The organism is Hoeflea sp. CAU 1731 (genome assembly GCF_039888615.1).
In the GTDB taxonomy this organism is placed as follows: domain Bacteria; phylum Pseudomonadota; class Alphaproteobacteria; order Rhizobiales; family Rhizobiaceae; genus Flavimaribacter.
Map to the genome: position 1 here is coordinate 1 of NZ_JBDQQS010000012.1, position 21,630 is coordinate 21,630.

A 21,630-nucleotide genomic window follows, 5' to 3' on the forward strand; every position below is an offset into this window, starting at 1 on the left:
AGGCGAAAGCTCGAACATATGAAGACCTTTGGAAGGCCGTCGGACATGTCTGCAGCCTGTTCACACCGCAAGAATGCTGGAACTACTTCAGATCAACAGGATGCGTTGCATACTAATCGCCCGTTGCTCTAGCCGACTATATCGGTAATGATCCTTGATAAAAGGCGTTGTAAAATCGATCTTGTGGATTCCCATCTACTCCCTCGACACTGCGATTACACGCCACCGCAATTTCAAAAACGTGTAACCCTCAGGTAACCGCGGTCTTCCCAGTGCCCTGGTTGCAAGCATGCGAAAACACGGCTCATACCGCAAAAAACCCCGTCTTTCCGGGCAATTGGAATTTTTGAAAATTGGAGCGGGCGATGAGATTCGAACTCACGACCCCAACCTTGGCAAGGTTGTTACCCTAGATACCGGGCATTCCTGAAGATTACGTAACTGTACTGAATTCGTTTGATATTCGGTACTTTGACGTTTAGTGTGTTACCGGAAATTACCGAAATGGTGACTACATGGTGACTATTTCTACAGGATAGTGCGGGTGACCGAAAATCAGAAGCCAATCAAGCTGACCAAATCCGCAGTGGACAAACTTCCGGTTCGAGAGAAACCTTACTTTGTCTTCGATTCCACGCACAAAGGGTTCTCAGTCAGGGTCAGTCCAACCGGCGCGAAGACTTGGCAGGTGGAGTATCGTCCTTACCCTGGCGGCCGCGGTGTCAAGATGAGGCGTATTGCTCTCGGCTCAAACAAAGCTCTCACACCGGAGCAGGCGCGGGACAAGGCAAAGGCCATACTCGCTGATGTCGCCAAAGGTGGAGATCCTGCTAAAGATCGTGCTGCCAAGCGCAAAGAGCTCACTGTTGCTCAACTGATCGGCCTCTATGAGGAGGAAGGCTGTTATGTGCTACGCGGCATCCGCCAAGGACAACCGATGAAGCCTACGACCAAAGCATATACTTTGGCCAGGCTACGTAATCACGTCGTCCCGATAATTGGCGACTTGCGGATAACCAATGTCGCAGAAGGTGACATCGAAAAGATGGTCCGGATGATCACTGCCGGGAAGACTGCGAAGAATGAGAAGAAGGACGGCAGAGGACGCGTTATCGTCAAAGGTGGTGAAGGCGCGGCGCGTAAGGTTGCCCGCGATCTCTCCGCTGTGTTTACATTCGCAATTCGAAGGAAACTGGTTACCGAGAATCCCTGCAAGAATGCCGCGATCCGCAAGACGGACAATCAAAGAACCAGATACTTGACCATGGCTGAAATCCAGCGTCTTGGCGAAGCTCTCGACACTCTCCAAGAGCAAGGCGTAAATCCAAAGGCGCTCAACATTGCTCGATTGTGGGCGCTGACAGGATGCCGTCGAGATGAGATTGCCGGGCTGAAATGGGATGAAGTCGATTTCGAGCATTCCTGCCTGATGCTCGATGACAGCAAGACTGGACGAAGTGTCCGCCCTCTTGCAGCGTCGGCGCTTGCCCTACTTTCGGAGATCCCGAGAGAGGATGAGTCCCCATACGTGTTTCCGGCTACAACCGGGAACGGACATTTTCAGGGTACGAAACGGGTGTGGCCAAAGGCAATCGAATTGGCAAAGTTGCCTGGCGTCTCGCCTCACACGCTCAGACACACTCTCGGATCATCTGCGATATCTGTAGGCGAGACGATGGCAATGACTGGTGCAATTCTTGGTCACGCCAATCCTCGGTCGACGGCGATCTATGCGCATGTCCAACGCGATCCGGCAGCACAGGCGACAGCGAGAGCGGTGGAGCCGATAGCAGCAGCATTGAAACGTAAGTCGTCGGGTGATGTTGTGCCACTCAAGCGGGAGGCTGAATGAATTGGGAAATTTCACGCCGCGTGTTGATAACTCAACTTTTGCGCCTGAAGAAGGCGAGTTGCCGCCCAAATTCAAGCTTGGAGAACAAAAAAAGACCGCACTGTCTCAGATATTGAGCGCGGACATTCCGGATGCAGCATTCGAAAGCTTGGAAGAGATTTGTAATAATTTTTTGTACTGGAGAATTTTAGAGTGCGGTGCCGATCAACGAAAAAGCAGAGAATCAGCCATCCAAAGGATGCGAGAACTCTGTAAGGATTTTGCAGATCTTGCGCACCGACTCCGAGAACCGGAATCAGATGTTACTTACGATATCGCTGAAAAAATTGGCCCACTATTAAACAAGCAACGCCTCCTTATCGATGGCAATCGGCTTGAGTCCCGCGAAACGAAGTCAAACAAAGTTCAGAAGGGATCGAAAAATCAAAAGCTGCTCCTGCGAGTCGACATCCAACTTCTAGCGAAGATTGCTCAGAATGTGGAAGTCACGATCGAAGAGGTTCAAAAGGAATATGCTAGAGAGGATCAAGCCAGCTTCAAGAAGGGCAAAGGCGATGCCTTCGACATTTGGCTGATGAAGATACGTAGATGGGCAGAGGCAGCAGGCTTAAGGCATAGTGAGAAAAATGCAAAAGGTGAGCCAAGTGATTTCGCTAGGCTTCTAAAAAGATTGAGCGATTTCATTGATCTAGAGTTACCTGAAGGAATGCAGGTACGAGCCCAATCAGCAAGCGCAATTGCAAAGCGTTTCGAAAAAGCGCGTGCCTATCAGAACCGTTCCCCCAAATAATCGCGACAACTGAAAAGTATAAATCGGAATCCGTAAAGACACCGGCGGTGTCAAGTTCCTCGTGCTTACCGCAACTAGCGGCAAACTACGAGGAAACCCATGAGCGAGATTTCAAGCCGTCCGAAATACAGGACAAAACCAACTTCTGATCACTACGGCATCCCAGAGCAAACCTTGAACAACTGGCGCTGCACTGGTGACGGACCCCCCTTCTACAAAGTCGGCCGGATCGTCTTGTACGACTGGTGCGAGGTTGATGATTGGCTGAAAGCCAAGCGTCGCGCCTCAACGAGCGTAGCAGCGTGAGGTGTTTTGATGACATCTCATATGGAAGACCCGGCACCGCAGGGCACTGCGGACCGGGCCGGTAAACTCGAAATTGTTGCAGAGCATTTCGATACCGAAACGAATACCACGTCCAAAGCACTACGTCTAGCAGAAGCTCGTATCCGTGAGCGTTACGGCTTGCCGGGAGTTCGTGCTCGACTGGTTGCCCGCCTCGCGAACCTCGGAGGTGAGCAGTCATGAGGAAGATCACCCGAAAAGAGAGCGGCGACGACTACACACCCGTCATTCATCAACACGGCAAGTACCGCGTCATCGTCTGCCGCGACCACCTTCAATGGATTCTGCAACGCCGTAAAGGCGGCCCAGGAAGTGAATGGCGGGGTATCAGCTACTGCCGGACCAGCGCCTCGCTAATCAGCAAGTGGTCCCGGCTCACGGGAGAAATTGACCCGCCTGCACTGGACTGCCTTCCCTCGCGTATCGAGGGAGGGCTGGCGCGATGACCAGAATCAATCTTGTTGTCACTCAATCCGCCAAGCCCAATTGTTTCAACGTCGACGCTGGAAGGCAGCGTATCGTCACAGAAGCGGCTGATCCTCATCATGAAGCCTGCAAAGCGCTCGTCGCAATGGGGTGCAAGCGTGGCAGCGCCGTTTTCCTCCGATACCTCTCGGGCGAGTACCGCCCTATCGAAACAATGTCCATCCAATGGGGCGCAAGGCATTCTACTTGCGGTCACCTTCCCAAGCGGTACCGAACTGGTCGACAGGGAGGCGCGTCATGAGAGGAGTAATCCGAGACACCCTCCCGCTCACCTATGAGCGTGCCCATGAACGTCTTCGGTATTGTCGGGAAACAGGACGGCTTACATGGAGGTCACATCGCTGCCGTACAGCAATCGGCAAACCTGCCGGGGCTGTCTGCGGCAAATATGTTCAGATCTGCATAGATGGTGAGAACTACAAGGCTCATCGTGTCATCTGGCTAATGGAAAAAGGCAAATGGCCCGAATGTCTTGTCGACCATCGCGACGGCGACGGCATCAACAACCGTTGGCGCAATCTCCGCGCTGCGAACTACAAAGAGAACGCCCGAAACAAGCGCCCAGGGACACGCAACACTACAGGCTATGTCGGCGTATGCCCTGACAAGGCTTCCGGTAAGTTCGAAGCCCATATCGGCGTTGAGGGCCGTACCGTCCATCTTGGTCGGTTCCAATGCATCGAGGATGCTGTTGCCGAACGTTGTCGTGCCGAGCGGCATTATTTCGGCTGCTTCGCTTGGCAGGCGGCGCGGTACAGTGTGGGAGGTGTGCGGTGACTGATAAATGCACCACCATAGACAAGACGGCACTCCAGGACTTCACTTCCCGGAAGCTTGATCTGATCGACGCGATCACCTGCGATGCCGACCTCAGCGACACAGCGAAGCTCGTCGGCATTCGTATTCTTCAGCATGTCAACCACGAAACTGGGCTTGCTAATCCCTCCGAGGAAAGGATCGCAGCTCAGTTGAAGAAATCTCCCGATACAGTGAAACGTGCCGTCAGGGAACTCAAGAAGCATTGGGTGAGCTGCGGTCGACCCGACCGGCAAAGGAGCAATGTTTATCGGTTTCTCAAGAACCGGATCAACCACGTCATCGACGCGACTATCATCCGGGAGGAAGAAGCCAGGGAGCGGTCAATCAGAAAACAAAAGGCTCGCTACGACAGGGCAAAAATGCCCCCTCAGGATTGCGCCGACAGGGCAAATGACGCCGTGTTCGACAGGGCAAATACAACACAGTCCGACAGGGCAAAAATGCCCCCTAAACACCTACATAAGAACTACCTATACGGAACACCTATGGAGTCTCAGCTTATGAAAGAGGTAGTTGTGTTAGGGCAGAGGGCGGTACCTGAACCCTTCAAAGACACTGACACAGATCAGTCAGAAACTGACGATCCCCAAGAGACAAATTCCTACAAAATGATGAGTGGAGGTTCATGACGATGAAGACCGATCAGCTTGATCTGTTCAATCCTGGGCATTCAGCGCAGATCATCCCGTTTCCGAGCGATCGACTGATTGGAAAGGCCAGACACGTGGCGGACGTCATCATATCGAAAAAGTCGGTCTCCGCTGCCAACTCCTACTGGCAGACGTCAGTTCTCAAACATTTCATTGCTCGTCTGGAAGCGCTCGGCTTCAACAAGTTGCGCATAGACAACGAGGTCAGAAGCTTCCATGACGCTGTATGTCGTGAACTGGCTCGGCGCGGTTGGTTCAATCCCGGCAAAGAGCAAAACGGGCCACATGATGCGGCGTGACGAGTTCGCTGTCCTACGAGCGACCGGCGTAAGAGAGGAGAGCCGGTTGCCCGCTATGCATCATGTATTCCGACGAATATTCAATCGGCTGCGAAGCAGTAGAAATAGCCGTTGCCGCCGGTGCTGCGAAGCGCATCGGCACTGCAACCCCGCGAGGCGTGTGCCGAGTTCCAGGACAGGTTTCCGCCGCCATGACGGTCATGGTGACCCACCTGCGCGCTGCCTTCTCCGCTGCTCGTCCAGTTGCCGCATGTATGGTCCTGGTCATCCGGAAAATAGGCAGTTCCGTCTTCCATCGTTCCGGTCAGTATGTCGTGCTCGTTGGTGTCGTCGCCCCGGCCCTTGATGCGGTTGCCGTTCTCGTCCAGCGCCGTCTCGTAGGAGATGGTGTCGTTGTAGAGATGCAGATCGGTGAGATTGGTGGCTATCAGCACGCCCTGGGCATTGTACCAGGGACCCTGGCCGATGCGGCTGCGGGCGCTGATGCCGCGCTTTCCATCTTCCTCCGTGCTGAGATAGGCGCGCCAGGTCCGGTTGCCGGCACCAACGGCTTCGGCAAGCTGCTGACAATGCGCGTCGGCTCCCTCGAGGCCACCAAGATCGCCGCCGTTTCCGAGCCCGACGCTGGTGACGAAAAAACCGATGGAGCGGTCTTCGCTCTGGGCGAAGGCAAGAACCGGCACGCAGGTCACGGCAAACAAGGCAGCAATCGTTCTGGTTTTCATGGTTTCCTCCTTATGGGGCGAGACTTCCGCTAAGTAATACTATTGTCACCCGCAGTTTATCGTCACTTGAACATTTCGTGATAGGCCTTGGCTCGGTCCTGCCGTCTCAAGTTCGGTCAGGGTTTGTTACGGCATTTGCATTTCAATTGAAATCTGCTATACCCAAATAGGAAATTATTCCTGATTCAGTGACGATGACCGTGTTGCTGGTTTGAACGTCACTAACCCGACTTGCTCTGCGAGTTCCGAAGGTGTGTCACCCCGAAAGGGAGCGGACACGCCTTTTTTTTGTGCTTGCAGGTAGACGAACCGAATGGAGGTTTTCATGGAAGGTCTCGATTTCGACAACGGCGAAGCGGTCGCAATCTCGCTGAGCATCATGCCGGAGCAGCTTGAGCGGCTGCAGCACTTTGCTGACCAGGCGAAGGTATCTCTGGCTCGGTTCCTACGGGAAGGTGCGGAATTGCTCGCGGCAGAAATGGCTCAAGTCCATTCAGGCGCAGACGAAGACGGTATTGCGAGGCTTCATTGAACAGGGAAGGCACCATGAACGATCTGACGCCAGAACAACAGGAAGTGATGCGGGCCGTATTGAAGCGCGTGGACGAGGCGATTGAACGCGGTCCGGTCACCTTCAGCGTGACGCTTGAGCCAAAGCTGGCGCTTACCGGCGAACTGATGGCGGAAAAGGTCGGTGTGCCTCTGGAGCAGTTCGTCGCGGAGTGTGTGGATATCGTCTGCCAGATGGAATCGAACTCCGTGAAGAAGGAAGCGGCTGCAGAAGCGATGCGGGAAGCCATCGGCGAAGCGGTACATTGAGGAAAGCAGGAACATGAAGAACCCCTTCAGCACATTCACAAGCGGTCTGGGCGGCGATAGCGGGCGTCTGGTCGATCCATACCTTGCATTGCCCATGGCTGCGGCTCTTATCGGCGGTGGCAGCAACCAGGAGTCGCTCTCCAATGCGATGATGGCGGGCATGTATGGAATGCAGGCGCGCAGGGACAGGAAAGACCAGCAGACGCAGCGCAACCAGACGGTCGACTACCTGAACCGCAACCGTCCTGATTTGGCCGAAGCCTATGCGGCTGGCGTTCCGATGAACGTCATCACTCAGGAACTGTTCAAGAAACCTGATGAGCGCAAGATCATGCAGGACGCATCCGGTCGGCAGCGTTTTGTTGACACGGGTGACTACGTCTTCGGCGATGTCGGTCCTGATCCGAAGCAGGCCGAGAAAGACTTCGAAACGGAGCAGAAACTTCGCAAGGAATATTCTGGACTTGGCACGGTCAAATCCTTCGGGGAGCAGACAGCGGCTTACCAGCGCGTCATCGACAGCGCGCGAAACCCTTCACCGGCAGGTGATCTGGCTCTGATCTTCAACTACATGAAGGTTCTTGATCCTGGCTCAGTTGTCCGTGAGAGCGAGTTCGCCACGGCTGCAGCGTCTGGCGCATTCGGCGACCGCATACAGGCTGCTTACGAGCGGATCAGGACCGGTAAGCGCCTTAGCGAAGAACAGCGCCGCGACTTTGTCCGTGAAGCCGGAGAACTCTTTCAGGGCGCCGCAGGACTCCACGGCAGGACGAACGAATACTACACAGGCGTTGCGGGTCAGTACGGCATAGACCCGACGCGCATTGTCACCCAGCCCCCGAGCATCGGCATCATGGACCCCAACTGGAACATGGACACGATTCTGCCTCTGACGCCAGAAGCAGGATTGCCGGGTATGCCCGGCAGCGATCTCCCGGAAGGCTTCACAGAGGAAGACGTGGATTTCACCATGCGAAAATACGGGATTAGCCGTGAGGAAGTTCTCAGAAGGATGGCCGAATAATGCCGCGTGACATGTTGAAAGATAAACCGCGCAAGCCGCGCGATATGCTTGAAGGCAGGGGCGAACTGAAGCCGGTCGAGAACAGCATCGGCGCTCGCGTCGGCAACTGGCTGTACGACACGGCCAACGCTGTCGGCCTGCCCGCAAGCCGAATGCGTCGAGACCTTCAGGGTGCTGACGACTTCGTTCGTGGCGCGGCTGATGTCGCAACGTTTGGAACGGCGGATGAATTGGCTGCACTCGGAACCTCTGCAACGAGTGATATCAGCTACGATCAGGCATTGAACACCGAACGGCTCAGGGACGCCAACGCAGGCCCAATGCGAACGGCGGGACAGGTCGCCGGTGGTCTGGCTACAGGCGCGCTCATGGCTCCGATATCTCCCTCTGTGCGCATGGCGCAGGGCGGACGGGGATTGTTGCCAGTCTCGATAGCTTCCGGTGCCGAAGGTGCCGCTCTTGGCGCAGGCTATGGGATTGGATCCGGCGAGGGTATCGAAGATCGATCAAAGCAGGGATTTATTGGTGCGGGCACTGGAGCAATCGTTGGCACCGCAACACCAGCAGTCGTCAGCGGCGCAACAAAGCTTGCTCAAAAGGTTGTCAGCCCCAATCATATCCCAGCCGATCGAAAGGCCATGGCGGATATCCTCCGCCGTGAAGGCGTGCAGACGACCGCTGGTCAGCAATCCGGTTCCAAGTCTCTGCGCTTCAAGGAAAGTCATATTGGCGGCGCGAAAGCCGCTGACATCTACGAGAAGCAATTCGAGCAGTTCACGGCCGCTACACTGCGCCGTGCTGGCATAACTGCTAACAGGGCAACGCCGGATGTTCTGGATGCTGGATCTTCCCGGATCGGGCGACTCTTCGATGACCTTGCGGCACGTAATACACTGCGAGCGGACCAGCCACTTGTAAGGGCGCTGCGTGATGCTCGCGCCAACTACAGACTAAGGACCGGCAAGGCCGATATCGTCCCTCTGATCGATGCCAAGCTGAAGGGCATTGCGGACGATATCAGCAGCGGCACTTTGACGGGCGAGAAGTATCAGTCCATCCGCTCGACACTTGGCAAGGAAGCCAGGAGCGCCACCAAGCCAGAAGTCAAAAGGGCGCTGTTCGATATACAGGGCGCGCTCGACGACGCCATGGAGCGCAGCATTCGCCTCTATAATCCTTCCGACGCCCAGAAATGGAACGAGGCCCGCAGGCTCTACAAAAACATGCTGGTTATCGAAGATGCAGCGACACGAGCCGGTGAGACGTCAGCGCTTGGTCTGATCACCCCGTCACAGCTTCGCAGTGCAGTCACCCGTCAGAACAAGTCGGGTTACGCCAAGGGTAAAGGCGACTTTGCAGAGATAGCGAGAGCCGGTGAAGCGCTCATGCGTCCGATGCCAAGTTCCGGCACGGCAGAACGGCTTGGATCATCTCTTGCAACAGCCGGCATTCGTGGCGGTGTAGGCGCTGCGGCTGGAGAAGCAGCGGGCCAGTTCCTTGGCGTACCTGGTGGCGGCTACGCCGGAGGACTTGCGGGCATCGCCCTACCGGCCATGCAAGGCCGCGCCATGATGTCTGGTCCGGGGCAGAAATATCTAACGAACCAGTTGCTCCCGCCGATAGGACCCGGCGCGAATGCAGTCATCAATTCAATGCTGAGAAATTCGGCAATCCCGCAGGTGCCCTAACGGCGCATCCATTCGGGAAGATCAGACCCAAGTAAGGCAAGCGCAGTCCCAAGAAAAGCGGCACCAACCGCAAAACCAAAGGCGAAGGAAACCCACTGAAAAAGGCCGGAGGAAATCCCCAAGATGCCAACCACCGCATACACAACCCAAACCAGTATTAGATACCGGTTACTCCATCTTTTGCCGCCAGTTTCATGGCGGTTGTGTTCAATGGTTTTTGGTTCTTCCGTCATCACCCGAAAGATAGGTTCTGCAGGACGCTTTGTCTATTCGCCTGCACATCATGAGGTTGCAGTTAATGGCTGACATCAATTCAAATCGCAGCTTCAAGGAAGCATACGATGCGGCTCTTGCTGTAGGGCTATCCCCGCGCGAGGCGTTCGAATCCGCTACCCGTTGGTCTCCGCAGTCAAGGAAGACCAGCAGACGGCCAGCCGTTCAATACGCGCTTGGTCCAAAGCGATCGGAGAAACCGTCCAGCAATATCTCGGATCTCGTTGCGGATGCCGCCGCGTCTGTCGATCCTTCGTACAGGACAGTCGTCTTCTCCGGCCAGGAACCGCGCAAGCCGTTCAACTGGATGTCGCGAGCCCAGAAGAACAACTATCGCAAGTATGTCGCGGAAGGCTATTCACCCGAACAGGCGGAGCGCATGGCCAATGCGCACAGCTCGAAAGGACGGCATCCTCTCGGACTGGCCGTTGATGCACGTTTCGAAGACGGAGAAGGCAACGCAATACGGGATCAGGATATCCTGGACGAGATCATCTTCTCGTTTACGCAAGCCACGGACGGCAACATCGGAAGGGGCGGTCCCGGCTATATGGGCTATGGACGCACGCACTTCGATACTGCGCCTCCAAGCCGATATGCGCCCGCCAACTCGTGGGGCAATGACAAAGACCCCGGCTACCAGCTTCAACAGCAACAGGCGCGTGGTCTGCATGACTACGGCATTACAACTGCCGCAGGCGTTCCGACACCCACGCCGCGCGGCGGCAATCAGCTTATGACCAGCCATCCGCCGGATGCAATGGGCATCAATCCCATGCAGCCGACAATGGACGCCTACGCGCAATATGGAGACACCAGAACAGCATCAACCGGCACAGACAGCGGAATGCCGGGTTCCATGCCGCCCATCCCATCGCCGCGACCAACGAATACCGGCAATCCAGTTTTGGAGGGCAACCAGCAATTCGCCGACTGGCAGGCTAACGTCATCCCTCCGATACCGACGCCACGTCCGGAAGTGATCGCAAGCCAGTTGATACAGGACGCCGTAAAGAGCAGCGAACATGAAAGAGCCCGCCGAAGCACACAGGGCGCAACTCCGACGCATACGAACGGCGACACAAGGCAAGATCTGATAGCGAGGGCCGACAAGGGCAGCGAGGAATTCTTCCCGCCCGTACCAATGCCGCCAGTGGCACAATTCAATCCGTTTCAGGGGCTTAACGCCTTTGGAATGAACACCGCATCGAACAGCCATCAGTTTCTCAATGCACTCCTGAAAGGAGGAGCAGGCTTATACTGAGTATGGAAGGAAACAAGAGACAGTCGCCGATGTTTGGAGCCTCAACCGGGACACTGAGGCCGACGCCACCAATCCATACATCTGACAAGCGCTCCGGCGGGCGACCACTTAGTATCTTAAAGTGGCTTAATTTCAATCGGATAGGGCCTTTTAACCCCTGATTTTAACAGTCGATATGATGATCGGATGGAACTGAACAGGAGCCAGTAAAATAGTGGGAAATAGTGCACCAAAGCCACCCGCTGCCGGTAAGGGCAGACCGAAAGGATCTTTGAACAAGACCACAGCGCTCTTGAAAAAGGCAGTGTTGCAGGCTGCGGAAGCCGAAGGTTCAGACGGGAATGGGAAAGAAGGGCTTGTCGGCTATTGTCGTTCTCTTGCGAGAGACCACCCGACCGCATTCACTTCACTGCTTGGAAAAATCATCCCGACGCAGGTGGATGCGAATGTCGCTGTAACGACAGATCCACTCAGGGAATTGCTCGATTACGTACAACAGAACGGCAAGCGGCTAATCGACTTCGATGAGAACGGAGAGATAGTTAAACAAACTGGAAAATAGCCGGACGAGGAAGGGATTCGCCCTTTCCGGTGCATGGCATCATCCAGACCGAGAATTCGCTCCTCGTCCACCTCTGGATTGGAAGCAAGTGCGGTTTCCAACATGGGTGGCGTTAGTCATTGGGAGCGGCCGGCCCGATTCAGATGAAACAAGCCGGCTACTGAAAGTTACTTCATTGAAGAATAAATCTCGCCTTCGGTTTTCATGAAATCGCAGAATGCGTCACCAGGTATCCAGACTGGCGCGAAGCCAAATGTAGTGCCGAACTTTGCGAAAGCCTCGCTGGCGGCCGCCGATCCGACGATCTCAATGGCCTTCTGACGAACCTCCTCCGGTGTGTTGGATGGCAAGAAAACTCCCCGGACCATGCCAATCGTGGCGTCTACTCCGTGATCTTGAAGCGTCGCAACGTTATGTAGTGAGGAGTCGCTGATTTGTCCCAAAGATCCTCCCGCTACCAGTACTCGAGCGAGGCCTTCTTGTACCTCTGACAACATCACTGGAGCGATCAGCACTCCCGCATCGACTTGGTTGGCAAGGATCGCCTTCTTCAATGGTGCGCCACCATTAAATGGAATAATACGCACATCTATCTCGTACTTCTCGACCAATAATTCAGCCAGCACATGATCAGGTGAGGCAAGTGCCGTAACTCCGAGCGACAATTCACCCGGCGCGGCCTGAGCCGCCTCGACGAAATCAGCGAAATCGCCATAGCCTTTGTCAGAGTTTGAGATAATCCAAGTTGGTGTGTCATAGACACCGCCCACGCAAACGTAGTCGTCCAGCGAAAACGGTACGTCACGAAACGCAATTGGGGCGTTAATGTCCGAAGACCCGTTGAGCAGCATTGTATAACCATCAGCTACGGCGTCTTTTACTGCCAACATCCCAGCATTACCCGCACCGCCAGTAATGTTCTCAACGAGTACCGGCTGACCTGCCACGTCTTCCATCGGGCCAGCTAATGCACGCGCAATAGAGTCAGTTCCACCACCCGCACGCCATGGGACGATGATACGGATCGTGTCATCTGGGTATTCGGCCTTTGCCGCCGCAGAGGCGGATAATACCAACGCCGCAGCAAGGGCAAACGACCCGATGATGCTATGTTTCCCGTGTGAAAATTTGAACATGTAATTCTCCTTCTGATTGAATGGACCTTGTCGAGGTCATGTCCATCTACGGTGGTTCGAGGATTGGAGGCTTTCTCCGGGGGAATTAAACACTTAGCTTTCCGTGTCCTTCAGCCGCGGGGTCAATCGTCGAGACTGGAGCGGCAACAATTCGCCCTGCTTTGAAAAGAATATCTTCACGAAACCTTCCGGCTACTAGTTGCACACCCATGGGAGCGCCTGGACGTCCGGTCGCAACTGCGAGCGCTGGCAGCCCGAGTGCGGGAATAGCCGATTGCGTCAACTGTGCTTCGTAGACCCGTTCAAAATCAGCCTCTGTCCCAACATCCAGGTGATCTGGAAATGGCGGCTCGGAGGAGACTGGGCAGAGTACCAGCGGCCATTCTTCTAAAAAAAGCTGCCAAGCGCGCAGGAGCGTGGCGCGCATTCGTAGAGCTTCCTCTGGTCGTGGCGCTCGCTCCGCTACTGCCATAAGGCGTTCAACTATGGTGAGTGCATCAGGATCGTTTTCTGCTTCCAGTTTCGAAAGTCCAGCACTACGGAAACTGTCCATCCAGAGTGATATGTTGACGGCAGCAGCATCACGAAAGGATGGCGGATTAACTTGTGCGACTTCCCAGCCAGCCTTTTCGAGTCGATGCGCCGCTGCCTCAAGCGCAGCTCGAACAGGTGGGGCGACAACCAGCGAGTCCGGCCCGACGCTAAGTGCGACACGTCGGGCGGTAGTCGGCATGGTGTGAGGAACTGGCATCCACCATGGGTCTCGCGCATCCCCGGCGGACATGGCACGGAATCCTAATTCAAGATCATCTATAGTGCGCGCTAGTGGACCCGACACGCCCATGAGTTGGGCACCGATCGTCCGTTCCGGCCCGGACAAATGCGCCGCGGGCACCCGGCCAAGTGTAGGGCGTAAACCATGCACTCCACAGGCATACGCGGGATAGCGAATCGAGCCCGCTATGTCTGTGCCATGACCAACTGCACCGATACCAGTCGCGACGGCCGCAGCTGCACCGCCTGAGGAGCCGCCCGGCGTGTATGCGCTATTATGTGGGTTTCGTGTCGCACCATGCAGAGTATTGCGCGTGAACCAACGCAACGAGAAAGCTGGTGTATTTGTTCTTCCAATTATTATTGCGCCCGAGCGCCGTAGGTTGGCCACTACCGGGCTGTCCTGCTCGGCGATCAGATCAGCCTGCAATCGTAATCCGCTCGTGGTCGGCCGACCAGCGAGATCGACACTGACCTTCACTGTGATTGGCACCCCGGCGAGTGGGCCCCCGTCATCACCCGCAGCGAGTTTGGTATCCAGCGCTTTCGCCTCGGTTAGAGCCGGTCCGGCGAGAGAATCGACCACGGCGTTTACAGTCGGATTAACACTTTCCATCCTCGCGAGCGCATTCTCGACAACCTCACTCGCCGAGACTGCACGAGCGCGCACGAGCGCTGAAATCGCATTCGCCGGCATGCTCCAATAAGGAACCATTTGCATTACCCTTCGATTGTGAGCGCCACTAGATAGGTGTAGGTAGCGGCCCGCCCGCGACGGCGGCTGTTCACAAGCACCAGCCGCCGTCGCATTTTCAGTACGTGGATGCGGATATTGCTTCTCACTCTGCCGACGCTTCAAACGTATCCATTTCCGATCGGATCACGTCGCAGTATTCCGGTCCGCTGACCCATTTCGGCGCCGACCCGAATGTCTCGCCAAACGCTGCAAAGATTTCGCTCTTTGCTGCCGCCTCTACTAGCGCGCTAACCTCCGCCAGCACCTCATTGGACACACCTGCGGGCATCAGCACGCCGCGATAGGACCCAATCTCGAACTCCAGCCCCAGATCCGCAGGTGTCGGTGCATCTCGCACTTCTTCATACCGCACGTTCTCCAGAGACCCGCCGCCCATAATTACTCCGGCCAGTCCGGCTTCCACCTCAGGCAGCATCACCGGAACATAAAATATGCCCGCGTCGACCTGACCTGCCAGCAACGCCTTTTTCATGTTGGCGCCGCCATTGAACGGGATGATCCGTACATCGATGCCGAATTTCTCAGCCACCGCCTTGCCAAGTACCTCGTCGGGCGAATTCAGCGTTGTGACGCCTAACGTCAGTTCGCCGGGCTTGGCTGCGGCTGCTGCGGTATAATCCTCCAGCGTTTCATATCCGGACTCACTGTTCACAACGATCCACAGCGGTGCCGAATATACCCCGCCCACACAGGTAAAATCGTCCAGAGTAAACGGCATCTCCCGAAATACTTGGGAACTCGAGATGTCACTCGATCCGTTCAGCAGCAGGGTATAGCCGTCCGGTGAAGCGTTCACGACCGCCAGATGCCCTGGCACGCGGCCACCGCCGCTAATATTCTCTATGATTACAGTGCCATCGCTTTCGGCTTCTATAGCCTTAGCCAGTGCGCGGGCGATTGAATCCGTCCCCCCACCCGCCTTCCATGGCACGACCATTCGAATCGGCTCAGATGGATAGTCCTGTGCGATGGCCTCGCTGCCAGTTGCGATGAGTGCCGCGATAGAGGCGGTCTTGAGAAAGGTTTTGAAAGTCATTCGCTTACCTCTTTTGGAGTGATGGCCTTTTCGTTGGGAGGATTGCGCCCGGCCTGACGCATCCGTTGTAGTCCCAGCCAGCTTTCACGGATCACCAGAGCGACGATCACGGCGGCCATAACGGCCCTGGGCCAAGAGCCGACGAAAGTCATCCAATCGCCGGCAGAGTAGGCGAGGCCAAGCCTCACATTGTATTCGATGATCGGGCCAAGGATTGCGCCTAACACGATCGTCACTACCGGAAACCCTCGCTTCTCAAGGATGTAACCAACGATTCCACAGGCAATGGCGATATAGACTGGAAAGATGTGGTTGTTTTCAGCAAAAGCACCGATCACAGCGAAGACTAGGACGAAGGGGAAAACCGACGACCGATCACGTCGCAGCAGTGTGATGAACACTCGTACTAACAGCAGTGCCATTATCAGCATAAATATGTTGGCGTAGAGTAGTGAGGCTAGAATGCCATAGACGAAATCGCCCGACGACGACATCAGCGTCACGCCCGGCTGCAGCCCATGCAGGATCATTGCACCCAGCATTACAGCGGTGGATCCGTCACCCGGAATTCCGAGCGTCAGCATCGGGATCATTGTGCCACCGGTGGTTCCGTTGTTCGAGCTTTCCGGCGCAATGATGCCGTCCGGCTCTCCTTTGCCAAATGCCTCGGGATTCTTCGACTGACTACGTACGGTGGCGTAGGCCATCCAGACTGACCCGTCCGATCCGACACCCGGGATCGCGCCGATGAAAATTCCGTACAGACTGCCGATTGTCCATGCCCGCCAGCGCTTCATCAGGTCACGCAAGCCAGGCAGCGACATGCCAACCTTGGTACTGACCAGCGAAGATCCTTTGCCGACCATATCGACGTCTGCCAAAACCACAGCTATGCCAAAGAAACCAACTAACACCGCGGCGAAAGAAATGCCCGAAGCCATGTAGGGGCTACCAAACGTATAACGCTCGATCCCATCCTGAACATCATAACCCACACTGGCGATCAGCAGGCCGATCAGCACGCCCATCAGCCCCCGTACCATCGAGGCACGGGTAAAGGTGGCGACCAGCGTCAGTCCAGCCAGAGCAAGCAGCGCGATGTCGGCCGGCTCAGAATGCAGTGCCAACGAGGCAATCAACGGAACGAACGCGACCGCAATGATCCAGCTAGAAACCCCGCCGATCGCTGAGGCCATCGCGGCGTATCCCAGTGCAAGGCTAGCTTTACCCTGTTGCGCCATTGGATAGCCGTCCAGAACGGTGCAGGCGGCCGCCGGTGTGCCCGGCGTGCGCAGCAGGATGGACGCAAAAGACCCGCCCAGCTTGGTGCCGACATAGATACCCATGATTACGCAGAACGCCGCCAGAGGTGTCATAGAATATGTAATCGGCAACAGTACGATGATCGCCATTGGCGACGAAAGGCCAGGTAGAGCGCCCACCAACAGACCAAGCGTCGTGCCAGCAAGAATCAGAAATAAGTGCCAAGGCGAACTGACGGTGACAAAGGCGCTCAGAAGCTCGGTCATAGCCTCAACCTCCGATCGCGCGCAAAGTGTGCATCAGAATGGGCGTCAGCGGATCCCAAAGGCTGCCGCGCAGCGGCATCCGTAGCAGGTAGGCGAACAATAGCCAAAGCAGAGCGCCGCCAATCAGACTGACAGCAAGGTTTTCCAGCAAGTTGCGACGGCCAAAAAGGAAAAGCAGCGCGAAAAGGAATACCGGCGTCGAGAGAGCAAAGCCCATATATACCAGCGCCTGCGAGTAAAGGATTAGCGCAACCGCTACGCCCAACCGCCGCAGGTTGTGGAGCATCTCGGATTCACTTTGCGGCTCGTCCATCTGGCCATCAGTTGCGGGAGTTGTGGTTTTAGGCGCCTCCCGCCCAGCTACCAGAGTTATCCCAATAGAAAAGACGGCGAGACCGAGCAGCAGGCCGGAGTACAGCAGCGGCAGGCTCCGCCAACTCAAGCCACCCGGCCCTTCAAAGATTGGCGAACCGGTTGGGTTGACGAACAGCAGTCCCCCGACCGCGAAAACAAGGATGCATCCATCCAGTGCAAGCTCTTTGGTCTTTTCGTTCAATGCGACCTCTCCTACGCACCTAAGGCAAGCTCGATGAGCGTTATTGCTTACATTTTTCTTTTTGTCGATTATTTTTTTAATTTCCACTGTTTTTGTCTGTCAAAAATTTTTAGGCAAGATTTGAGATCGGCCCGATTATTGATGAAGAAGTAGAGATTCGAATTTCCAGAATGATGCGCACATAAGAGACACTTGATTCTTACATCTGGGCTTTTCGCCTTATTTTTGGGCAGATTCAGCAGTTGGCACAAGCGAGTTCGACTAGCGGATGCCGTGTGTGCACGACGCACTGAACAAATATTAGGCGGATTCTCTTATTTGTGACTTGCCAATCAACGTTATCTTGGTAATAGATTTTGTCGACAAAAATAATTTGGATTTTTTGGGGCGAGTGGCAGCGTTGTTCTCCGTTTTGTATCCCCCCGAGGGGGTTTGGCAGAGTGCCCGGAGCCGTCGTAAGGAGATAAAAATGGACGAGGTCTTGGAGTCACATAGTGAAGCCTTGCCGACGTTGACAACAGAGGTCGCTGATCGCTTGCGAGAAGAGGTCCTATCAGGTGCGTTTGAACCAGGCACACCACTGCGCGAAGTCGCCTTGGCCAAGCGTTATAACGCCTCACGTCAAACCGTCCGTGAAGCGCTGCGCGCACTGGCTAGCCTTGGCTTGCTAGAATTACATGAACGCCGCGGCGCCCGCATTCCGCAGATCTCCCCAAAGCGCGCCAAGGAAACCTATACCCTTCGCGCTCTGCTCGAATCCCATGCACTGCGCTCCGCCCTGATTGACGGCCGTATCCGCGAGAAGGAAATGACCGCGATAGAAGTTGCTTATGAACGCATGGTCGACTGCGCGAACTGCAACGACATCCCCGCACTGATCGAGGCTGACATGGCGTTTCACTGGGCAATTTGTAAACCCTGCGAAATAGATCTGCTGCTGGATATGCTCAAGCGGCTGCAATCCTCCACCCGCCTGTCGCTTATGCACATGAAGGTCTACGGCACCGATGCCGAGGGTGAGGTGCAGTCCCATGCGCCAATACTTCAGGCGATTCGTAAACGGGACCCTGAAGCAGCCGCTAAGGCGATGAGCAACCACATCTACGCCCATGGTGAACGCCTATTGATCAAGCTCGTCGAACTGAACATGCCCGAAAACGCCAATCGGTAGTGACACAAGCAATCCGGCAGGAGTTAGCACGGCTCCAGCCGTCAGGATTTTCAAACTAAAGACGGGAACTTTCGATGACCGAACTGAAACGCCTCAATTCGCAGGCAGCGCGGGATCTGCAATATGTATTGCACCCTTATACAAATGCCCGTCGTCATGAAGAGGTTGGGCCGACAATTATCGAGCGTGGCAATGGTGTGTATGTCATCGACGATGAGGGCAACCACCTGATCGAAGGACTAGCGGGGCTCTGGAGTGTGGCAGTGGGTTTCAGCGAACCGCGCTTGGTCGAGGCGGCATGCCGACAAATGGAAAAATTGCCCTACAGTCACATATTTTCGCACAAGTCACACAACCCTTGCATCGCGTTATCCGAAAAGTTGGTGCAGATGACGCCAGAAGGACTCGATCACGTATTTTTCACCAATTCCGGTTCCGAAGCGAACGATACGGTGATCAAGCTGGTTCGGTATTACAACAACGCCATTGGACGGCCTGAGAAGAAGAAATTCATCGCTCGACAGCGTGGCTATCACGGGGTGACCGTCGCCTCGGCTAGCCTCACCGGTCTGCCGCTCAATCACGCCGATTTCGATCTGCCAATCGCGGGCGTTCTTCATACCGGTTGTCCGCATTACTATCGCTATGCCGAACCGGGCGAGAGCGAGACCGATTTCGCCGACAGGCTAGCCCGAGATCTGGAAGAGATGATCCTTGAGGAGGGTCCGGAAACGATAGCGGCATTCATAGGTGAACCGTTGATGGCGGCTGGCGGAGTTTACGTGCCTCCGGAAGGATACTGGCAGAAAGTTCAGGCAGTCTGCCGAGAGTACGACGTATTGGTGGTGGCCGACGAGGTGATCACCGGGTTCGGTCGGACCGGACGGATGTTCGGTTCGGAGACCTTTGAGATCCAGCCCGACATCATGGTTCTATCAAAGCAGCTGACCTCCTCCTACATGCCGCTTGCAGCGGTGGTAATCTCGGACCAACTGTATCAGGGCATCGCCGACAACTCCGCTCGTCTCAGCGCGCTGGGGCACGGCTTTACAGGCTCGGGCCATCCAGTTGCGACAGCAGTCGGACTAGAAAATCTCGCTATCATTGAAGAGCGCGACCTTGTGGGTCATGCCGCTCGCATGGCGCCATTGCTACAGGATGGTCTGCGGGCGCTGGTGGATCATCCGTTGGTCGGCGACGTGCGCGGCACGGGACTTATAGCAGCGGTTGAGTTGGTCAAAAACAAGACCACCAAAGCCAATTTTGACCCACCGGGAGCGCTGGGACAGTATGTTTACGACCGTTCCCAGGCACATGGGCTGGTAGTTCGGGCAATCCAGGACAGTATTGCCTTCTGCCCACCACTGATCATCCAAGAGGACCAAATCCGCGAAATGATCACGCGCTTCCTATGTGCGCTGGATGAGGCTGAAACTTGGGTCAGAAGCAATTTGGGCTAAGGCCCGGGCACGATCTTCAGGACTTTGTGAGCGATACGCGCAGGCACAGTTCATTCCGCCCGGCGATTTGAGATTTTTCGAACGGGTGACTAGATCAATACGGAGTACAAAAATGCGCACTATCGCTCCCACCAAGCACGCAACACTCTTGCCGCATCAGGTCGGCAACTACATCGATGGAGTTTGGATCGGGTCGCAATCTGGCGCAAACTTTGCGGTATCTAACCCAGCTACTGGAGAGATTGTGGGGATTGTACCGGATGCCGGCGCGGCAGAAACACGGAATGCCATTGAAGCAGCTGGCTCGGCGCTTTCGAACTGGAGTAGACTGACCGCAAAACAGCGCTCCGATATCCTCCTCGCCTGGTATCACCTGATTCTCGATAATACAGTGGCGCTAGCCGAATTATTGACCGCCGAGAACGGAAAGCCGTTGGCGGAATCTCGCGGCGAGGTGGTCTATGGCGCAAGTTTCGTGCGTTGGTTCGCCGAGGAGGCCAGGCGTGTCTATGGCGATATTATTCCGTCAGATAAAGAGGGCGCGCGCATCTTGGTGTTGCGGCAGCCAATAGGGGTTGTGGCGGCGATCACGCCCTGGAATTTTCCGGTGGCGACGGTTACCCGAAAAATTGCTCCCGGCTTGGCCGCAGGCTGTACCCTAGTAGTCAAACCAGCCGAGCAGACGCCGCTTTCGGCGTTGGCGCTAGCCAAGCTTGCCGAACAAGCGGGTCTGCCACCGGGGGTTCTGAATATCGTCACAGGAAGCGATGCAGCGGCGATCGGTGGAGAGCTTTGCTCAAACAACACCGTGCGAAAACTAACCTTCACCGGCTCAACAGAAGTCGGCAGGATCCTGATGACCCAGTCGGCCCCAAGCATCAAGAAGCTAAGCCTCGAACTGGGCGGCAATGCACCTTTCATCGTTTTTGATGATGCCGATCTAGAAACAGCCGTCGAAGCTGCCATAGGTAGCAAATTCCGAAATGGCGGCCAGACCTGCGTCTGCGCCAACCGGATCTATGCGCAGGACGGTATTCACGACGAATTTGTCCAGGCGCTGTCAGCGCGAATCTCAGAGTTAAAGGTCGGCGACGGCAACCAGGAGACGACCGACATTGGTCCGATGATAGACGCCGAGGTGCTGTCAAAGATCGAGAACCACGTGGCAGACGCACTTGGCAAGGGGGCGTCGGTGGAGGTAGGCGGCGAACGCCATGCGCTCGGCGGCACCTTCTACCAACCAACCCTTATCACTGGCGCCACCGCCGATATGCAGCTCGCCAGAGAAGAAACATTCGGGCCTGTGGCGCCGGTCTTCCGCTTCCGAGAGGAGAAAGATGTGATCCGCATGGCTAATGACACCGAATACGGTCTTGCCGCGTATTTCTGCTCTCGAGACCTCGGCCGGGTTTGGCGCGTAGCAGAAGCGCTCGAATACGGCATGGTTGGGATTAATTCGGGTCTGATTTCGAACGAGATCGCTCCTTTTGGTGGCATCAAACATTCCGGGCTTGGGCGCGAAGGATCAAAGTATGGAATCGAGGAATTTGTCGAGATGAAGTATCTCCATGTAGCTGGGATTTAGCCGCCTCGCTCCTCTTCGAGCGCTTTCCAT

23 protein-coding genes are annotated in these 21,630 nt (G+C 55.6%); 16 read left to right on the top strand and 7 right to left on the bottom strand.

What is annotated here, in order from left to right; all coding sequences use genetic code 11:
* Nucleotides 1–544: 544 nt before the first annotated feature.
* The 7 genes from AAFN47_RS18720 (at nt 545) to AAFN47_RS18750 (ending at nt 5,241) form a co-directional block, all read left to right on the top strand.
* Entirely contained in the window at nt 545–1,852 is a 1,308-nt protein-coding gene (locus AAFN47_RS18720; RefSeq protein WP_499810773.1) for a tyrosine-type recombinase/integrase, read from the top strand.
* A gap of 1 nt (nt 1,853) precedes the next feature.
* Entirely contained in the window at nt 1,854–2,642 is a 789-nt protein-coding gene (locus tag AAFN47_RS18725) for a hypothetical protein (RefSeq protein ID WP_499810774.1), read from the top strand.
* Nucleotides 2,643–2,741: 99 nt separating this feature from the next.
* Complete coding sequence (locus tag AAFN47_RS18730) at nt 2,742–2,948, top strand: helix-turn-helix transcriptional regulator (protein WP_499810775.1); 207 nt, start codon at nt 2,742–2,744, stop codon at nt 2,946–2,948.
* Nucleotides 2,949–3,166: 218 nt separating this feature from the next.
* Complete coding sequence (locus tag AAFN47_RS18735; protein WP_499810776.1) at nt 3,167–3,433, top strand: hypothetical protein; 267 nt, start codon at nt 3,167–3,169, stop codon at nt 3,431–3,433.
* 484 nt (nt 3,434–3,917) lie between these two features.
* The gene (locus AAFN47_RS18740) at nt 3,918–4,250 is read left to right on the top strand and encodes an HNH endonuclease (protein ID WP_499810934.1); all 333 of its coding nucleotides are present in this window, start codon (nt 3,918–3,920) and stop codon (nt 4,248–4,250) included.
* Nucleotides 4,247–4,921, top strand: a complete 675-nt coding sequence (locus AAFN47_RS18745; protein ID WP_499810777.1) for a helix-turn-helix domain-containing protein — start codon at nt 4,247–4,249, stop codon at nt 4,919–4,921. Before AAFN47_RS18740 ends, AAFN47_RS18745 begins: the two co-directional genes overlap by 4 nt.
* Nucleotides 4,918–5,241 (top strand): DUF6074 family protein, encoded by a 324-nt coding sequence (locus AAFN47_RS18750; RefSeq protein WP_499810779.1) that lies wholly within the window; start codon nt 4,918–4,920, stop codon nt 5,239–5,241. Before AAFN47_RS18745 ends, AAFN47_RS18750 begins: the two co-directional genes overlap by 4 nt.
* Nucleotides 5,242–5,321: 80 nt before the next feature.
* Here the strand turns inward: AAFN47_RS18750 and AAFN47_RS18755 are convergent, their stop codons facing one another.
* The gene (locus tag AAFN47_RS18755; RefSeq protein ID WP_499810780.1) at nt 5,322–5,966 is read right to left on the bottom strand and encodes a hypothetical protein; all 645 of its coding nucleotides are present in this window, start codon (nt 5,964–5,966) and stop codon (nt 5,322–5,324) included.
* Nucleotides 5,967–6,291: 325 nt separating this feature from the next.
* Here AAFN47_RS18755 and AAFN47_RS18760 point away from each other — a divergent pair, with 325 nt between their 5' ends.
* From AAFN47_RS18760 to AAFN47_RS18775, 4 genes are read left to right on the top strand one after another with little or no spacing between them, the layout of a single operon-like run.
* The gene (locus AAFN47_RS18760) at nt 6,292–6,498 is read left to right on the top strand and encodes a hypothetical protein (protein ID WP_499810781.1); all 207 of its coding nucleotides are present in this window, start codon (nt 6,292–6,294) and stop codon (nt 6,496–6,498) included.
* A 14-nt stretch (nt 6,499–6,512) separates the two neighbouring features.
* The gene (locus AAFN47_RS18765; protein WP_499810782.1) at nt 6,513–6,785 is read left to right on the top strand and encodes a hypothetical protein; all 273 of its coding nucleotides are present in this window, start codon (nt 6,513–6,515) and stop codon (nt 6,783–6,785) included.
* Between the two features lie 13 nt (nt 6,786–6,798).
* Nucleotides 6,799–7,809 (top strand): hypothetical protein, encoded by a 1,011-nt coding sequence (locus tag AAFN47_RS18770; RefSeq protein ID WP_499810783.1) that lies wholly within the window; start codon nt 6,799–6,801, stop codon nt 7,807–7,809.
* Nucleotides 7,809–9,497 (top strand): hypothetical protein, encoded by a 1,689-nt coding sequence (locus AAFN47_RS18775; RefSeq protein ID WP_499810784.1) that lies wholly within the window; start codon nt 7,809–7,811, stop codon nt 9,495–9,497. The genes AAFN47_RS18770 and AAFN47_RS18775 overlap by 1 nt, the downstream gene beginning before the upstream one ends.
* Here AAFN47_RS18775 and AAFN47_RS18780 read toward each other — a convergent pair.
* A complete protein-coding gene (locus AAFN47_RS18780; protein ID WP_499810785.1) occupies nt 9,494–9,730 on the bottom strand; it encodes a hypothetical protein in 237 nt (78 codons plus the stop codon). The two genes, AAFN47_RS18775 and AAFN47_RS18780, sit on opposite strands and share 4 nt — an antisense overlap.
* A 65-nt stretch (nt 9,731–9,795) precedes the next feature.
* Here AAFN47_RS18780 and AAFN47_RS18785 point away from each other — a divergent pair, with 65 nt between their 5' ends.
* Both AAFN47_RS18785 and AAFN47_RS18790 read left to right on the top strand, forming a co-directional pair.
* The gene (locus AAFN47_RS18785; RefSeq protein ID WP_499810786.1) at nt 9,796–11,034 is read left to right on the top strand and encodes a hypothetical protein; all 1,239 of its coding nucleotides are present in this window, start codon (nt 9,796–9,798) and stop codon (nt 11,032–11,034) included.
* 271 nt (nt 11,035–11,305) lie between these two features.
* On the top strand, nt 11,306–11,596 hold the full coding sequence (locus tag AAFN47_RS18790) for a hypothetical protein (protein WP_499810787.1): 291 nt from the start codon (nt 11,306–11,308) through the stop codon (nt 11,594–11,596).
* 167 nt (nt 11,597–11,763) lie between these two features.
* Here AAFN47_RS18790 and AAFN47_RS18795 read toward each other — a convergent pair whose 3' ends face one another.
* The 5 genes from AAFN47_RS18795 to AAFN47_RS18815 all read right to left on the bottom strand — a co-directional run bounded on the left by AAFN47_RS18795 (nt 11,764) and on the right by AAFN47_RS18815 (nt 17,384).
* Entirely contained in the window at nt 11,764–12,732 is a 969-nt protein-coding gene (locus tag AAFN47_RS18795; RefSeq protein WP_499810788.1) for a tripartite tricarboxylate transporter substrate binding protein, read from the bottom strand.
* Between the two features lie 85 nt (nt 12,733–12,817).
* A complete protein-coding gene (locus AAFN47_RS18800; RefSeq protein ID WP_499810789.1) occupies nt 12,818–14,227 on the bottom strand; it encodes an amidase family protein in 1,410 nt (469 codons plus the stop codon).
* Between the two features lie 118 nt (nt 14,228–14,345).
* Nucleotides 14,346–15,299 carry a Bug family tripartite tricarboxylate transporter substrate binding protein gene (locus AAFN47_RS18805; RefSeq protein WP_499810790.1) on the bottom strand — a complete coding sequence of 318 codons (954 nt, stop codon included), beginning with the start codon at nt 15,297–15,299 and terminating at the stop codon, nt 14,346–14,348.
* Nucleotides 15,296–16,828 (bottom strand): tripartite tricarboxylate transporter permease, encoded by a 1,533-nt coding sequence (locus tag AAFN47_RS18810; RefSeq protein WP_499810791.1) that lies wholly within the window; start codon nt 16,826–16,828, stop codon nt 15,296–15,298. The genes AAFN47_RS18805 and AAFN47_RS18810 overlap by 4 nt, the downstream gene beginning before the upstream one ends.
* A 4-nt stretch (nt 16,829–16,832) precedes the next feature.
* Nucleotides 16,833–17,384 (bottom strand): tripartite tricarboxylate transporter TctB family protein, encoded by a 552-nt coding sequence (locus tag AAFN47_RS18815; RefSeq protein ID WP_499810792.1) that lies wholly within the window; start codon nt 17,382–17,384, stop codon nt 16,833–16,835.
* Between the two features lie 469 nt (nt 17,385–17,853).
* Between AAFN47_RS18815 and AAFN47_RS18820 the strand changes: the two genes are divergently transcribed.
* From AAFN47_RS18820 to AAFN47_RS18830, 3 genes are all read left to right on the top strand, one after another.
* Nucleotides 17,854–18,555, top strand: coding sequence for a GntR family transcriptional regulator (locus AAFN47_RS18820; RefSeq protein ID WP_499810793.1), 702 nt, complete (start codon nt 17,854–17,856; stop codon nt 18,553–18,555).
* Between the two features lie 74 nt (nt 18,556–18,629).
* The gene (locus tag AAFN47_RS18825) at nt 18,630–20,015 is read left to right on the top strand and encodes an aspartate aminotransferase family protein (protein ID WP_499810794.1); all 1,386 of its coding nucleotides are present in this window, start codon (nt 18,630–18,632) and stop codon (nt 20,013–20,015) included.
* Between the two features lie 112 nt (nt 20,016–20,127).
* Nucleotides 20,128–21,600, top strand: coding sequence for an NAD-dependent succinate-semialdehyde dehydrogenase (locus AAFN47_RS18830; protein WP_499810795.1), 1,473 nt, complete (start codon nt 20,128–20,130; stop codon nt 21,598–21,600).
* Nucleotides 21,601–21,630: the final 30 nt, after the last annotated feature.

Excerpts from the sequence above, each read along its gene's own strand:
- AAFN47_RS18730 (WP_499810775.1), top strand. The coding sequence starts at position 2,742 with ATGAGCGAGATTTCAAGCCGTCCGAAATACAGGACAAAACCAACTTCT.
- AAFN47_RS18735 (WP_499810776.1), top strand. The coding sequence starts at position 3,167 with ATGAGGAAGATCACCCGAAAAGAGAGCGGCGACGACTACACACCCGTC.
- AAFN47_RS18740 (WP_499810934.1), top strand. The coding sequence starts at position 3,918 with ATGGAAAAAGGCAAATGGCCCGAATGTCTTGTCGACCATCGCGACGGC.
- AAFN47_RS18750 (WP_499810779.1), top strand. The coding sequence starts at position 4,918 with ATGACGATGAAGACCGATCAGCTTGATCTGTTCAATCCTGGGCATTCA.
- AAFN47_RS18755 (WP_499810780.1), bottom strand. The coding sequence starts at position 5,966 with ATGAAAACCAGAACGATTGCTGCCTTGTTTGCCGTGACCTGCGTGCCG.
- AAFN47_RS18760 (WP_499810781.1), top strand. The coding sequence starts at position 6,292 with ATGGAAGGTCTCGATTTCGACAACGGCGAAGCGGTCGCAATCTCGCTG.
- AAFN47_RS18765 (WP_499810782.1), top strand. The coding sequence starts at position 6,513 with ATGAACGATCTGACGCCAGAACAACAGGAAGTGATGCGGGCCGTATTG.
- AAFN47_RS18770 (WP_499810783.1), top strand. The coding sequence starts at position 6,799 with ATGAAGAACCCCTTCAGCACATTCACAAGCGGTCTGGGCGGCGATAGC.
- AAFN47_RS18775 (WP_499810784.1), top strand. The coding sequence starts at position 7,809 with ATGCCGCGTGACATGTTGAAAGATAAACCGCGCAAGCCGCGCGATATG.
- AAFN47_RS18780 (WP_499810785.1), bottom strand. The coding sequence starts at position 9,730 with ATGACGGAAGAACCAAAAACCATTGAACACAACCGCCATGAAACTGGC.
- AAFN47_RS18785 (WP_499810786.1), top strand. The coding sequence starts at position 9,796 with ATGGCTGACATCAATTCAAATCGCAGCTTCAAGGAAGCATACGATGCG.
- AAFN47_RS18795 (WP_499810788.1), bottom strand. The coding sequence starts at position 12,732 with ATGTTCAAATTTTCACACGGGAAACATAGCATCATCGGGTCGTTTGCC.
- AAFN47_RS18800 (WP_499810789.1), bottom strand. The coding sequence starts at position 14,227 with ATGCAAATGGTTCCTTATTGGAGCATGCCGGCGAATGCGATTTCAGCG.
- AAFN47_RS18805 (WP_499810790.1), bottom strand. The coding sequence starts at position 15,299 with ATGACTTTCAAAACCTTTCTCAAGACCGCCTCTATCGCGGCACTCATC.
- AAFN47_RS18810 (WP_499810791.1), bottom strand. The coding sequence starts at position 16,828 with ATGACCGAGCTTCTGAGCGCCTTTGTCACCGTCAGTTCGCCTTGGCAC.
- AAFN47_RS18820 (WP_499810793.1), top strand. The coding sequence starts at position 17,854 with ATGGACGAGGTCTTGGAGTCACATAGTGAAGCCTTGCCGACGTTGACA.
- AAFN47_RS18825 (WP_499810794.1), top strand. The coding sequence starts at position 18,630 with ATGACCGAACTGAAACGCCTCAATTCGCAGGCAGCGCGGGATCTGCAA.
- AAFN47_RS18830 (WP_499810795.1), top strand. The coding sequence starts at position 20,128 with ATGCGCACTATCGCTCCCACCAAGCACGCAACACTCTTGCCGCATCAG.